The sequence below is a fragment of the uncultured Bradyrhizobium sp. genome (assembly GCF_947648125.1).
GTDB lineage: Bacteria > Pseudomonadota > Alphaproteobacteria > Rhizobiales > Xanthobacteraceae > Bradyrhizobium.
This window is the reverse complement of record NZ_CANSMR010000003.1, coordinates 501,767-514,419: the sequence shown is the minus strand read 5'-3', so window position 1 is coordinate 514,419 and position 12,653 is coordinate 501,767. Positions and strand designations below refer to the sequence as shown.

At 64.5% G+C, this 12,653-nt stretch carries 15 protein-coding genes; 10 read left to right on the top strand and 5 right to left on the bottom strand.

What is annotated here, in order from left to right:
* Nucleotides 1-122: 122 nt before the first annotated feature.
* Nucleotides 123-1,073, bottom strand: a complete 951-nt coding sequence (locus Q0030_RS09410; protein ID WP_298365727.1) for an aldo/keto reductase — start codon at nt 1,071-1,073, stop codon at nt 123-125.
* Between the two features lie 356 nt (nt 1,074-1,429).
* Here Q0030_RS09410 and Q0030_RS09405 point away from each other — a divergent pair, with 356 nt between their 5' ends.
* Complete coding sequence (locus Q0030_RS09405; protein WP_298365725.1) at nt 1,430-1,801, top strand: GYD domain-containing protein; 372 nt, start codon at nt 1,430-1,432, stop codon at nt 1,799-1,801.
* Nucleotides 1,802-2,069: 268 nt separating this feature from the next.
* On the opposite strand, the gene Q0030_RS09400 is transcribed toward Q0030_RS09405, so the two are convergent.
* On the bottom strand, nt 2,070-2,426 hold the full coding sequence (locus tag Q0030_RS09400) for a nuclear transport factor 2 family protein (protein WP_298365723.1): 357 nt from the start codon (nt 2,424-2,426) through the stop codon (nt 2,070-2,072).
* A 350-nt stretch (nt 2,427-2,776) separates the two neighbouring features.
* Between Q0030_RS09400 and Q0030_RS09395 the strand changes: the two genes are divergently transcribed.
* Nucleotides 2,777-3,535, top strand: coding sequence for a serine protease (locus Q0030_RS09395; RefSeq protein WP_298365721.1), 759 nt, complete (start codon nt 2,777-2,779; stop codon nt 3,533-3,535).
* A gap of 508 nt (nt 3,536-4,043) precedes the next feature.
* Here the strand turns inward: Q0030_RS09395 and Q0030_RS09390 are convergent.
* A complete protein-coding gene (locus tag Q0030_RS09390; protein ID WP_298365719.1) occupies nt 4,044-4,286 on the bottom strand; it encodes a DUF1127 domain-containing protein in 243 nt (80 codons plus the stop codon).
* Between the two features lie 164 nt (nt 4,287-4,450).
* Here Q0030_RS09390 and Q0030_RS09385 point away from each other — a divergent pair, with 164 nt between their 5' ends.
* The 3 genes from Q0030_RS09385 (at nt 4,451) to Q0030_RS09375 (ending at nt 7,347) form a co-directional block, all read left to right on the top strand.
* Complete coding sequence (locus Q0030_RS09385) at nt 4,451-6,085, top strand: winged helix-turn-helix domain-containing protein (RefSeq protein WP_298365717.1); 1,635 nt, start codon at nt 4,451-4,453, stop codon at nt 6,083-6,085.
* Nucleotides 6,086-6,303: 218 nt separating this feature from the next.
* Nucleotides 6,304-6,735 carry a hypothetical protein gene (locus Q0030_RS09380; protein ID WP_298365715.1) on the top strand — a complete coding sequence of 144 codons (432 nt, stop codon included), beginning with the start codon at nt 6,304-6,306 and terminating at the stop codon, nt 6,733-6,735.
* Nucleotides 6,736-7,080: 345 nt separating this feature from the next.
* Entirely contained in the window at nt 7,081-7,347 is a 267-nt protein-coding gene (locus Q0030_RS09375; protein WP_298365713.1) for an iron oxidase, read from the top strand.
* Nucleotides 7,348-7,536: 189 nt separating this feature from the next.
* On the opposite strand, the gene Q0030_RS09370 is transcribed toward Q0030_RS09375, so the two are convergent.
* On the bottom strand, nt 7,537-8,979 hold the full coding sequence (locus Q0030_RS09370; RefSeq protein WP_298365711.1) for a short-chain fatty acyl-CoA regulator family protein: 1,443 nt from the start codon (nt 8,977-8,979) through the stop codon (nt 7,537-7,539).
* Here Q0030_RS09370 and Q0030_RS09365 point away from each other — a divergent pair.
* The 4 genes from Q0030_RS09365 to Q0030_RS09350 all read left to right on the top strand — a co-directional run bounded on the left by Q0030_RS09365 (nt 8,978) and on the right by Q0030_RS09350 (nt 11,105).
* Complete coding sequence (locus Q0030_RS09365; protein ID WP_298365709.1) at nt 8,978-9,217, top strand: hypothetical protein; 240 nt, start codon at nt 8,978-8,980, stop codon at nt 9,215-9,217. The two genes, Q0030_RS09370 and Q0030_RS09365, sit on opposite strands and share 2 nt — an antisense overlap.
* A gap of 2 nt (nt 9,218-9,219) precedes the next feature.
* A complete protein-coding gene (locus Q0030_RS09360; protein ID WP_298365707.1) occupies nt 9,220-9,429 on the top strand; it encodes a hypothetical protein in 210 nt (69 codons plus the stop codon).
* A 210-nt stretch (nt 9,430-9,639) separates the two neighbouring features.
* Nucleotides 9,640-10,215, top strand: a complete 576-nt coding sequence (locus tag Q0030_RS09355; RefSeq protein WP_298365705.1) for a hypothetical protein — start codon at nt 9,640-9,642, stop codon at nt 10,213-10,215.
* 113 nt (nt 10,216-10,328) lie between these two features.
* Nucleotides 10,329-11,105, top strand: a complete 777-nt coding sequence (locus tag Q0030_RS09350) for a hypothetical protein (RefSeq protein WP_298365703.1) — start codon at nt 10,329-10,331, stop codon at nt 11,103-11,105.
* On the opposite strand, the gene Q0030_RS09345 is transcribed toward Q0030_RS09350, so the two are convergent.
* Nucleotides 11,102-11,989 carry a metallophosphoesterase gene (locus Q0030_RS09345; protein WP_298365701.1) on the bottom strand — a complete coding sequence of 296 codons (888 nt, stop codon included), beginning with the start codon at nt 11,987-11,989 and terminating at the stop codon, nt 11,102-11,104. The two genes, Q0030_RS09350 and Q0030_RS09345, sit on opposite strands and share 4 nt — an antisense overlap.
* A 147-nt stretch (nt 11,990-12,136) precedes the next feature.
* Between Q0030_RS09345 and Q0030_RS09340 the strand changes: the two genes are divergently transcribed.
* On the top strand, nt 12,137-12,625 hold the full coding sequence (locus Q0030_RS09340) for an NUDIX domain-containing protein (protein ID WP_298365699.1): 489 nt from the start codon (nt 12,137-12,139) through the stop codon (nt 12,623-12,625).
* Nucleotides 12,626-12,653 lie beyond the last annotated feature (28 nt).

Below are 12,653 nucleotides of genomic sequence, written 5' to 3'. Positions count from 1 at the left end.
CGATACGACTCGTGGAGAGAGCCCCCACCCCAGCCCACCCCCGCAAGCGGGAGAGGGAGCGCACCGCCTTTGCGGCTGCCATTCAACAAATCTAATCTTGCTTCAGAGCGTGGCCCGCCCCGCTACGCGCTAGCTGCGTCCAGCCGCTCGACCTGACCCTTGCTCAGCTCGAGCCTCGCCGCCGCGACCAGCGTTGCGACCTGTTCGGGCTTGGTCGCGCTGGCAATCGGCGCGGTGATGCCGGGTTTCGCCATCAGCCAGGCGAGCGCGACCGCGGCCGGCTCGGTGCGGGTCTCCGCGGCGACCTCGTCGAGGCCGGCCAGGATGCGCATGCCGCGAGGGTTCATGTATTTCGGAATGCTGCGCGTGCCGCGTGGGCTCTTGGCGAAGTCGCTCTCAGAGCGATACTTGCCCGTCAGGAAGCCGGCCGCCAGCGAGAAGAACGTGATCACGCCGACGTCGTTCTCCACACAGACGCGTTGCAGTTCGCCTTCGTAGCTCGACCGCTCCGCCAAGCTGTATTCGGGCTGCATGCTCTCATAGCGCGGCAGCCCATTCGCTTTGGAAATATCCAGCGCGCTCTTGAGTCGCTCCGCCGAGAAATTCGAGGCGCCGATCGCCCTGACCTTGCCGGCCTTGATCAGTTTGTCATAGGCCGCGAGCGTCTCTTCCTGCGGTGTCGCCTCATCGTCCTTGTGGGACTGGTAGAGGTCGATGTGGTCGGTCTGCAGCCGGCGCAGCGAATCCTCGACCGCGCGCGCGATGTAGTCCGGCTTCAGCCCGACATTGCCGCCTCCCATGTCCATGCCGACCTTGGTGGCGAGGATGATGCGGTTGCGGTTGCCGCGCGCCTTCATCCATTTGCCGATGATCGTCTCGGACTCGCCGCCACTGTGGCCCGGCACCCAGCGCGAATAGACGTCGGCCGTATCGAGGAACGTCAGTCCGTGCTCCAGCACGGTGTCGAGCAGCCGGAAAGATGCCGCCTCGTCCACGGTCCAGCCGAACACGTTGCAGCCGAAGCAGAGGGGAGGGACGGTGAGGCCGGAGCGGCCGAGCGCGCGATGCTTCATGCGTGTTCTTTCTCTTGTTCTTGACGGGAGGCGCGGGACACTGGGGCAGATTGCCCTTGTTTGCAAGGCACCGTGCCGGCCGCAACGACCAGAGGCGAATCCGGAAGGGACCGATCGGAAGGCATGATGCAGGTCGTGTGTCAGGTCAGCCTCGCTGCCCCTCAGTCTGCGTCCTCGGGCGATTTCGTCGCAGCGCAGGATTTCATTCGCAGGACGTTTGATATAGATTGTCGCGCGAGCTGCCACCGGTCACGCCGAATTCCGGAGAATGAGCGGCAGCGCAACTGGCTATCGGCAGGCCGCTTCTTCCTCATTTCAGTACGAAATCTTCTTCTGCCCGGGCGACGCCTGGGTGAATGGCTTTTCATTTCCAGCCAAATGGAGCGATTGCCATGCATTTCTGTCTCTCAGGGGAATACACGCCGCGATCCATCAACAGCATCATGGAGAACCCGACAACCAATCGGTATGAGGCGGCCAAGAAGTTGATCGAGGCAGGCGGCGGCAAATTGATTTCGATGTACAGCACGGCGGCCGATGGCCCCGGCGTGATGGTGATCTTCGACGTGCCGGATCCGACCGTCGCACCCGCCATCACCGGCGTGGTCGTGGCGGCCGGCGCCATTCAGAATGTGAAGCTGGTCCGGCTCTTCACGCAGGACGAGATCAAGGTGGTGCGTCAGCACGCGAGCAAGCTCAAGGCCGCCTACTCGCCTCCGGGAAGTTAGCAGGCACGGACGACGAAACGCGGCGCAGATCGATCTGATGACCGCTGCCACTCGCGCGCGGCGGCGCTTCGCAGCGTCCCGCGCGGAGGCGAGGACCGTTGCGCGCCGCTGATCCGGGGCGCGTTTAACGGATGGGCAGTCGCTCGGGCGGACGTCGCGCGCGCATGCTGGCTTGCATAGCCCCGGCCGGTTGTGCCGTCGCATGACGTCCGCCGCCTCGTTCTATCTGTCTTCGACGCGGGGATTGCGGCAACCGTGCCACCGCCGCTCACGAGGGCGGAGAGTCCAGATACACGTAAAGCGCCGCGATCTTGCCGTCCCGCGCGATGATGAAATCCACGCCGGTATAGACAGGCGTTTCGCCTCTCGGTCCGGAGCCCCACGCCAGGCGTCCCGAATTGTGCAGCGCCTGCGGCGCGCCCTGCGGCGTGTAAACAAAGTGCGGGTGTGTCGCGCGGAGATCGCCGGCGAACTTGTCGAGTGCGTCGCGGCCGACGAGAACGCCCGGCGGCGCGTAGAGCGCGCAGTCCGCGGTGTAGAGTTCTTCAATTGCGGCCCTTCGGCGCACCGGATCGCCTTCACCAAAAACCTCCGGAAGATTGCGGGTCAGCAGCGTTTCGATCACGCGCACATCTGCGCCCTCGGAGGGGGCGACGCTGGTCTTGCTAGCATGCTCGTTCATCTGAGACCTCCATGTGACTTCTGAGATGATGTGGTCGCAGCCGCCGTCATGAAACGGCAATGATGGAAAGTCATCGTTTCACATTTTGATACATCGACGTGACGGCCTTTCGCTCGAAAGCGTTCTGGCGCGCCGCATCGTCCGCGGGGTCTTCAGCCGCCCTTAAGTGCGGTGTATGTACAAACATTGCCGGCCAACGATTTGCGCGGCGACGTTGAAGGGCGGGTTGGGTTCTGAAAGTGCATCACTTGGTTTCGAGTTTGGGCCGTGTGGCGTCGACGGCGCGCGCGAAATTGCCTGTCCGCATTGTCCGGCTGGCCGGCGGTATTGCGATCGGCTGCGCCCTCATTGGCTTCACGCCGCAGCGGGTGGCAGCACAGGTGCCATTCTCTCCGTTTCAACCGGCGCGACAGATCGAGGCTGCGAAGCCGCTGGCGCGTGACGTCACCGGCCCGCCGGCCATCAGCCAGCGGCTCGACGGCACCGCGTTCTTTGTCGACGATCTCGGACATATGCTGACCGCGCGGCATGCGGTCGCGGACTGCGCCCGGATTGTGGTCAGCAAGGAGGGCCGGGCCGTCGCGGCCCGCGTGGTGGCGCTGGCCGCGAGCGACATTGCATTGATCAAGGTGCCGCGCACGCTGGGTCTCGCGGCGGTCTTCCCGCGCGCCAACACGTCCGTCGCCAACGACATGGTGTTTGCCGAGGCCTATGACCGGCTGAAGCCTATGCTCGCGCATGGCGGATCGCTCGGCAATGCGTTCGTCGATACCACGCTGCGCGATCCCGAGCACCTCGTGCTGCGCTCGAATGTCACCTTCGGCACCAGCGGAGCGCCGGTGCTGGATTCCCGCGGCCTCGTCGAAGGCGTGGTGAGCCGCAGGACCACAATCGATCGCGTGCTGGCGGTCGATGCCGTGCACGCCAAATCCTTTCTCGCCGCGCACGGCGTGCGCTTCCAGGAGGACGACCGGCCGCAGATGAGCGGCACCGCGTCCCGCGCGCATCGCGCCGCCAGCATTTCGGCACGCGTCACATGCCTGCAACAATGAGTGATTAGTTGCGGCGATGGCTGATGCTCTTGCGCGGTCCTGTCAGTCGCGCCTGCGGTTGCTTGCGTCGTTCCGGGTTGGACCTGTCGATCGACGACAATCCCGACAGCGCGGCAGACTGCAAGCAGGCTTCCGTTAAGGCAGAATTGCGGGCGCAGACTAGCCTGAACTGAGGTCGCAAGGGCGATCCGATGGTTCACTGTGTTTGAAGCCAAGCCTTGTGCTGAAACCCGACCGGCCCGCGCTGACGAAGGTCGTCACCGTTACCGCCATTGTATGCAGACAAGATCGAATAAGAAGCCAAGACGCCCGACGCCACCATCTCGCGCTACCGGACGGGGCAGCCGGCTCCGGCCGTAGCCAGTATTCCTCATACCAGTCGGGCTGGACCCGGAATGCGCGCACTGTCCGTTCGGATCTCATGAGAGGAGCCTTTTTGTGCTGACGTGACGCAGCCTCTTCCCAAAGCGATGCTATCGCCGGCGTTCCTGTCGTCGGGCACCTCTGCTCATGGAGGATAGATGGCGCCCCGCGGGTCGACCGCGCGATGCGAGGCGACATAGTCGATCTCACCGCGCGCAATACCGATATCCCGTAGCTCGTGATCGTTCAGATTGCTCAGACGCTGCCGTAGCCGCGCGCGTTCCTGCCAATCCAGCAACGCGGCCCAGCACCGGCTGACAATGGCAAGGCGCGGATGTGCTGATGCAATCGCATGCGGCGATCCAACCACATTGTAGGGCGTATCCATTGGACATCTCCCGACGTCTCGTCCTCTGCATGAAGGTGGCAGGACGGCGGGAGGCCTGCTTGACATATCGCTTACATTTTCCTTACCGGCGGCTTATTCTTTTCGACGCTAGCCCGCGCGGGAGCGCCTTCTGGCGACCGGAGGGCCATTTGGAGAATGGTCCCTTGCGCTATTCCTTCGAGGATTACGTATTGGACACCGAGCGGTGCGAACTGCAACGCGGGCCAGAGATTGTTCCGACGACGCGACAGGTTTTCGCGCTGCTCGATTACCTGATCCGCAACAGGGATCGCGTCGTCAGCAAGGACGACCTTGTCGCCACGATCTGGGATGGACGGGTGGTTTCCGATGGCGCGGTGACGACGCGCCTGAATGCTGCCCGACACGCAATCGGCGATTCCGGTCAAGAGCAACGCCTGATCAAGACACTGCCTCGACAAGGCTTTCGCTTCGTGGGCGTGGTGCGAGTGGTACAGGAACCGCCGACTGGATTGCCGGCCATGGCTCTGGACGGGAAGGACGCAAACCGGCTCGCGCACCCGGAATGGTCGCCCCGGCGCGAGATCCGGCTCGAGGTGGACGCACCGCCCGGCGCTTCAAGCGACATGCCGTCCGTCGCGGTGCTGCCCTTCGCTAATCTGTCGGGGGACAGGGAGCAGGACTATTTCAGCGACGGCATCACCGAAGACATCATCACCGAACTGTCACGGTTCTCGCAGCTGTTCGTCATCGCCCGCAACTCGTCCTTCACGTACAAGGACAAGGCTGTCGACGTCCGTCAGATCGGTCGGGAGCTTGATGTGCGCTACCTGCTCGAAGGCAGCATTCGGCGTGACGGAGAGCGGGTTCGGATCACGGCACAGCTGATCGATGCCCTGACCGGGGCGCATCATTGGGCCGAGCGTTACGACCGCGAGCTGAAGGACATCTTCGCGGTCCAGGAGGACGTGGCGCGCACCATTGTCGCTGTCCTGGCCGACCATGTGTATGTGGCGGAGCTCGAGCATGCCAAATGCAAGCCGACGGAGAATCTGGGCGCCTATGATCTCTATCTTCGAGGAATGGCGGAAACCTACAAGTGGACCAGAGAGGGGAACGAAGCAGCGCTCCGCCTGTTCTACAGGGCCATCGAACTTGATCCCGAATTCCCGACGCCTTACGGCGCTGCCGCGATGCGTTTCAGCGTGCGCAAGGGGTTCGGCTGGATCGTCGATCCCGATCAGGAGGTCGCTGAAGTCAGGAGACTGGCCCGCCGGGTGATGCAACTAGGCAAGAACGACCCGATCGCCTTCGTGCATGTCGGGCATTCGTTGGCCTATGTCGCCAAAGACCTCGTTGAGGGCGTCGCCTTGATTGATCGCGCGCTGGCCCTGAACCCGAACCTCGGGGCCTCGTGGACACACAGCGGCTGGTCGCGGCTGTGGCTTGGGGAGGCAGACTTGGCCATCCAGCACTTTGGACGCGCCATGCGACTGAGCCCCGTCGATCCGGGCAGGTTCTGGCCGCAGGAAGGAACAGCTCATGCTCATTTCTTCGCGGGCCGCTACGACGAAGCACTGTCATGGGCGAGGATGGCGTTGTGCAGCCGGCCGGACAGCCACGCCGCGCTGCGCATCGGCGCCGCGAGCGGTGCGCTTGCCGGGCACTGCGACGAGGCCAGGAGGCTTGCGACGCGATTGCACGAGGTCGATCCGGCGCTACGACCAGCGACGCTGAACACTGTGTTGGGTCCGTATCGGAACCTCGAAGACGTGGCGAAGTATGCGGACGCGCTACGACGGGCTGGGCTACCCGATTGACGGCTGCGAGGTCGGCGGGTTGCGGCGAGAGCGGCGTCCAGCACTTCATCGCCTTGCGCAGGCAGGCCCCATGGTGATCGGCCAAAACACCGAGGAGGCGGCCAGCATCCCGGCGCGCGTCACATGCCTGCAACAATGAACGACTAGTTGCTGCAAGCGCTAATACTCTCGCGTTGCCTTGTCAGCCTGCTGTCCGCGGTCAACCCTTGTCCAGAACCATGCTCATCTTGCGGGGCACGCTCGTGCTCTCGTTCGGCCTGCTGATCCTCGCCCCGGCGTCCGGCCATGCCCAGGACGCCAACTTTCGCAATCCCGAACAGGCGCCACCGTCATGGGCGCAGTTTGCCAAGCTGGTCAAATACCGGTTCGAGGAATGGATCGCGGCCGACGAGACGGTTGCCAATCGCTTCCGCAACTGGGTCATCGAACATTCCGGCAAGGAGAACGGGCCGCCGCCGACGCTCGTGGTGCGCGCCTGGCTCAACCCGGATGGCACCGTCGAGCGCGTCACGTTTCCGGCGCTCAATGATACCGGCGCGACCGAGGACCTGCGCACCATCCTGAAGCGCGGCAATGTCGGCGAGGCGCCGCCGCCGGAAATGTTGCAGCCGCTGAACCTGCGCTTCTCGCTCAATCTGCGCAAACCCTGAGCGGCTTCGATCGCGCGTTCGTATTCCTGGGGTCATTCCCCGGTGCGCAATTGCGCACCTGAGGGCTCGCGAAGCGAGAACCTCGAAGGATGAACGGCCCAGCTGGTGGCCGTCGACCCTTCGAGACGCGCTACGCGCTCCTCTAGCGACAATGGCGAAGCCGTTGCGCGGGGGTGACGGAGCCAATGGCGGCACGCGTTGGGTGAGAATTTCAGCGTCGTCCCTGCGAAAGCAGGGATCCATAACCACAAACGATCATTGTTGCGCGATGCCGGAACGACGAGTCCCGCTTACAATGCCTGCCGCGGAGTATGGGTCCCGGCTTTCGCCGGGGCGACGCATGGGGTGAACACCATGGCCAAACAACAGTCTGAACGTTCGCGACGCGCGTTCATCGCCGTCGCCATCGCAGGAATTCCCGCCTCGCTTCTGCCGCGACCTGCTGTGGCCTCCGACAAAATGACAAAACCGCAAGCCGAATACCGGGACACGCCGAACGGCATCTACTCCTGCGGCCTGTGCACGCTGTTCGTCGCGCCCGACGGCTGCAAGGTGGTGGACGGCTCCATCAGCAAGGACGCCTGGTGCAAGGCCTTTGCCGCGGTCGATTGAGTCACCCTCCCCTGGAGGGGGAGGGTCGGCTCACGCTGAGCGCAGCGAAACGTGAGACGGGGTGGGGTGATCTCGCAACACGGGCGGCAGCCGATACGAGAGACCTTCACCCCACCCCGCCGCTCATTTCATTCGCGTCGACCCAAGAGCGAGCTTCGCTCGTCTCGACCCCTCCAGGGGAGGGTGAAGCTACAACTCCCGCGCATTCGAGAACGCGAACGACGACACCCGCCGCGTGGTCTCGTCCAGGATCAGGCTGCGCGTGATCGGCGGTTCGGCGCGCTGGCTGCAGTTCTCGCGCTCGCAGAGGCGGCAGTTGACGCCGATCGGCGTGCCCTCGACCTTCTCCAGATCCATGCCGGTCGCATAGACGAGCTTGGCCGCGTGACGGATCTCGCAGCCAAGCCCGATCGCAAAACGCGGCTGCGGCTGCGGATAGGGCGCGACCGGCCGCCGCACCGTCTGCGCGATCGAGAAGTAGCGCGTGCCGTCCGGCAGCTCGATCACCTGGCTGAGCAGGCGGTCCGGCATGTCGAAGGTCGAATGCACGTTCCAGAGCGGGCAGGTGCCGCCGAATTTGGAGAACGGGAAGGTGCCCGAGGAGAACCGCTTCGACACGTTGCCGGCATTGTCGACGCGCAGCAGGAAGAACGGCACGCCGCGCGCGTTCGGCCGTTGCAGCGTGGTGAGACGGTGGCAGACCTGCTCGAAGCCGGCATTGAAGCGCTGCGCCAGCACGTGGACGTCGTAGCTCAAGGCCTCGGCCGCGGAATGAAATGCCTGATAGGGCATCATCGCGGCCGCCGCGAAATAATTGGCGAGCGTGATGCGGTACAGCCTGCGCGCGGTGTCGTCGAGCGGGCCGGCGCGGCTGACGATCGCGTCGATCGCAGCGCCGGATTCGACGAAGCCGATCTGCAGCGCGAGCTGGAAGCTGCGGCCGGCACTGTCGACCAGTTCGGAGATCAGCAACTGCCGGCGATGGCGGTCGAAACGGCGCAGCGTCTCGCGCATCACGTCGACCGGCATGACGCGGGCGACGATCGAATGTTTTTCGCGCAAGCGCGTGGCGAGTGCCGTGAACAGGCCCTCGGTCGGCACGTTGAGCTCGTCGCGCAGATTTTCCGCAGCGGTCTCGAGCTCCGGAAAATAGTTGCGGTTGGCCTCGATCAGGTCGCGCACCCGCTCGATCGGGTTGGCGTCGAACTGCGAGCCTTCGCGATCGGCCATCTGCGCCGCCACCAGCGTCTCGCCGCGGCGTGCCTCGGTATAGGCGGCGTAGAGCCGCTGCAACGCATGCGTCACGCCGGGGCACAGCTCGGCGAGATCGCGCAGTTCCTGCTTGGGCAGATCGATCTGGCGGAACAGCGGATCGGAGAAGATCTCGTTGAGTTCCGCGAAGAAGCGGTCCTCGTCGGCAGTGGCGAGGTCGCGCAGATCGAGGTCGTAGGTCTCGGCCAGCCGCAGCAGGATCTGCGCCGTCACCGGGCGCTGGTTGCGCTCGATCAGGTTGATGTAGGAGGGCGAGATGCCGAGCCCCTCGGCGATCTGGGTCTGCGACAGCCCCAATTGCTGGCGGATCCGCCGGAAGCGTGGACCGACGAACAGCTTCTTTCCGGACTCGCCAGGCATGGCAGCCTTCCTGACCCATTTTGTGACAAAATTTACAAATCGACATTTATTACAAGTTCAGATGTTACATGACATCACCAATAAAAAACAAGGCATCTGTACGAACTTCGCGTTTTCGCGTTTATCTCCTGACACGCACTTCGCGATGCTCTGTCAAGAATGTCGGTACGGCGAACAGGTCGCGGGGGTCAGAATTCAGGCGGCTGAGCAGGCAGCAGGATTTTTTAGAGGAGACTGACGATGAGCAACGGCAGCAATTTCTGGGTGATCGGCGGCGAGTTCGGCTCGATGAACTTCCACAAGCTCGTCGAAGGCTCCGCCCAGGTCCGCGGTCCGTTCAAGACCCGCAAGGAAGCCGAAGAGTGCTGGAAGGAAGTCTCGGAAGAGAGCCGCCACAAGGCCGGCGTGCGCTTCTCGATCGTCGAGGAGCCGTCCCGGGTTTCGGCCTGACGCCAAAATTATCTGAGCTAAGAAACGTCCAAGGACGGCGACCCCATCCGGTTCATCCGGGTGGGGTCGACCGTTTTTGGGACAGCGCCGGGATCTTTCAGCTGGGGATAAGTGGCCACCTAAGTGCTTGGGAACCAACGTCCTTTGCGGACGTCATGGTTGCTGATAGGTTAATGGGTAAGGCAACCCGTCACCACGAGGCCGTAAGGCATGTCCGATCCGCAGAACACCGGCAGCGAGGCGCGCGAGATGCGGCCGACGCTGCGAGAGGCGCTGCGGCGGGCGCGGATCGAGGCGGCCGATCGCACCGGGGTCGTGGTCGAGTTGCGCGATGCCGAGGTGGCGCGGCTCGAGATCCTCAACGACGCGCTCGATCCGCTGTTTGCGCAGGTGCCGGAGAAGGTCGATCTGTTCGACCGCGGCATCAGCCAGGGCGAGACGCCGCGGCTGTGGATCGATGTCGTCGCGCATGTGCTGATGGGCCGCGACAAGCGCATCTACCGCTTCGTGCAGGACACGAGATTCGGCCGCATCGTGCTCGCCGAATCGCACGACGTGCCCGTGATTGTCGATGCGGTCACCGACTATGTGGCGCGGCGCATGATCGAGCGCGAGCATGCGATGGTGGCAACGCCGCTTCCGGTTGCCGAGCCGCCGGCACCTCCGCCGGTGCCGGTGGTGCCGCCGAAGCGCCGCGGCGGGATCGGCATGTTCGTGCTCGGCTTCGTCCTCGGCGCGCTGGCGCTGTTCGGCTTCGCGCTGCTGGCGAGCTTGCAGAATTTCTGAAGCATGATCCGCAAAAGTGCCAAGCGATTTTCCGATCAGACCATGTGCAAACAAGGAGCGAAAGCGCGATGACGATTCAATCGCGCTTTAGCCGCTGACCGGCGGGGGACATCGTGGTCGTAACTCCCGCCTCGGCATTTTTCGGCATCCTGGCGGCGGCAGCGGTGGTCGGCAGCGCCGTGCTGTTCGGCAAATGGCAGACGCTGCGGCGCGCCGAATATATCCGCACCTTCAAGTGGCCGGCGGGCCTGCTGGCCCGGCTCGAGAGGCATCACCCCGGCTTCGCCCGCAAGGACAGCGCGCTGGTGTCGCGCGGCCTGCGGCAGTTCTTCCTCGCCTATCTGATGAGCGGCAAGCGTTACGTCTCGATGCCGTCGCAAGCGGCCGACGACCTCTGGCACGAATTCATTCTCTACACCCGCGAATACGACGCGTTCTGCCGCCGCGCCTTCGGCAGCTTCCTGCATCACACGCCCGCGGTCGTGCTGGTGAAGGAGCGGCGCCGGAGCAACGAAGGGCTCCGGCGGGTCTGGTGGTATTGCTGCAAATACGAGAACATCGATCCGGTCAGGCCGACGCGGCTGCCGCTGTTGTTCGCACTCGACGCCAAGCTGAGCATTGCGGGCGGCTTCATCTATCACACGGACTGCGAGGCGCTGCGCCGCAGCGGCATTGCCGGCGACAGTCCCTATTGCGGCGGCGATTTCTCCGACTCGTCGATCGATGGATCGTCGGCGGGGTTTGGCGATGCCGGCAGCGACGGAAGCCATGGCGGCGATGGCGGCCATGGTGGCGACGGAGGTGGCCACGGCGGCGGTGATGGAGGCGGCGGCGGAGATAGCGGAGGCGGCTGCGGCGGTGGGTGTGGCGGCGGCGGGGGCGGCGATTAGGACAGCCGCACTTGCTTCAGTTCGCGAATGCCGTCGTGAGCGCCGAGGCCGCGCACGGTCTGCTCGCAGCGCCAGCCATTGCCGTCACGCTCGATCGAGAACAGATTGTACGCCGCCGCCGGATAGTGCTTGCGCGCCAGCGCCGATGCCGACGGCACGCCGATCGCCGGGATCTTCCGCTCGGGGCCGTCGAACCACATCGTCGAATGGATGTGGTCATGGCCATGCAGCACCAGCTCGACCCCGTGCCGCTTGAGCAGCGCCAGCAACTGATGCGAATCGGTCAGCCGCTTGGCGCGCCCGTCGGAGTGCAGCGGGTGATGCACCAAGAGGACGCGGAAAGCATCCTCCCGCGACAGCCGCCCGAGGATCGTATCCAGCGCGCCGAGCTGGGCATGGCCGAGCCAGCCGGTCGCCATCAGCGGCGGCGTCGGCACCGCCGAGGAGACGCCGATCAGCGCCACCGGGCCGCGGCGGCGCACGAACGGAAAATGCGTCGCCGCGCCATCGGCGTCGCCGCGCAGATAATCGCCGAAGTGACTGACGAAGCGATGCCGGGTCGCGCGCACATAGGCGTCGTGATTGCCGGGGACCACGGTGACGTCGGCCGCGCCGCCGACACCCTCGAGCCATTGCCGGGCCGGATTGAATTCGGCATCCAGCGCCAGATTGACGAGATCGCCGGTCACGGCGACATGGTCCGGCTGCTGTGCCTGCATGTCCGACACCAGCGTGTCGAGCACGTCGCGGCGATGATATTTGTGACGGTTGCGCGTCCAGTTCAGGTAGCCGAAGGCGCGCTTGCCGGCGAGATCGCGCAGCCGCGCCGCCGGCAGCGGCGGCAGATGCGGATCCGACAGATGCGCGAGGCGGAACGCCGCCATCACGCGATTCCCTTCGGATTGTCGGTGAAAAGTGGCCGGCCACCAGTCATGTCGTGCTATCCCGAACGTCCTGCCCTGTATTGGCAAGAGCTGCGCAGCCGCGCAAGGATCAAAGCATGGATCAAACACCATGATGTCGAGGGTTCAGTGACGGTCCTTGAGGATTTTCGCAGGCGCTGCGAGCCGCAGATCAGGTGGGTGTTTCATTTCTACTGGCGCCTGGCCCGCGGCATGACGCTCGGGGTCCGCGCCGTCGTGCTCGACGCCGACAACAAGGTATTCCTGGTCAAGCACAGCTATGTCCATGGCTGGTATCTGCCCGGCGGCGGGGTCGAGGTCGGCGAGAGCTTTCTTGAAGCACTGCGACGGGAGCTCGAGGAGGAGGGGCGGATCGAGTTCGACGGCACGCCGGTGCTGCATGGCATCTTCCACAACAGCCACGTCTCGCCGCGCGATCATGTCGCGGTCTATGTCGTCAGGAACTACCGGCAGGACCGCCTGCCGGAGCCGAATCGCGAGATCGTGGCCTGCGGCTTCTTCGATCCGGCTGATCTGCCTGATGACACCACCCCCGGTACGCGGCTGCGGATCGCGGAGGTGCTCGAGGGCAAGCCGCCGACGGCGAAATGGCGGTGATGGACCGCGCCCGCGCCAGATGCTATCC

Excerpts from the sequence above, each read along its gene's own strand:
- Q0030_RS09410 (WP_298365727.1), bottom strand. The coding sequence starts at position 1,073 with ATGAAGCATCGCGCGCTCGGCCGCTCCGGCCTCACCGTCCCTCCCCTC.
- Q0030_RS09405 (WP_298365725.1), top strand. The coding sequence starts at position 1,430 with ATGGCTTTTCATTTCCAGCCAAATGGAGCGATTGCCATGCATTTCTGT.
- Q0030_RS09390 (WP_298365719.1), bottom strand. The coding sequence starts at position 4,286 with ATGGATACGCCCTACAATGTGGTTGGATCGCCGCATGCGATTGCATCA.
- Q0030_RS09380 (WP_298365715.1), top strand. The coding sequence starts at position 6,304 with ATGCTCATCTTGCGGGGCACGCTCGTGCTCTCGTTCGGCCTGCTGATC.
- Q0030_RS09365 (WP_298365709.1), top strand. The coding sequence starts at position 8,978 with ATGGCAGCCTTCCTGACCCATTTTGTGACAAAATTTACAAATCGACAT.
- Q0030_RS09370 (WP_298365711.1), bottom strand. The coding sequence starts at position 8,979 with ATGCCTGGCGAGTCCGGAAAGAAGCTGTTCGTCGGTCCACGCTTCCGG.
- Q0030_RS09360 (WP_298365707.1), top strand. The coding sequence starts at position 9,220 with ATGAGCAACGGCAGCAATTTCTGGGTGATCGGCGGCGAGTTCGGCTCG.
- Q0030_RS09355 (WP_298365705.1), top strand. The coding sequence starts at position 9,640 with ATGTCCGATCCGCAGAACACCGGCAGCGAGGCGCGCGAGATGCGGCCG.
- Q0030_RS09345 (WP_298365701.1), bottom strand. The coding sequence starts at position 11,989 with ATGGCGGCGTTCCGCCTCGCGCATCTGTCGGATCCGCATCTGCCGCCG.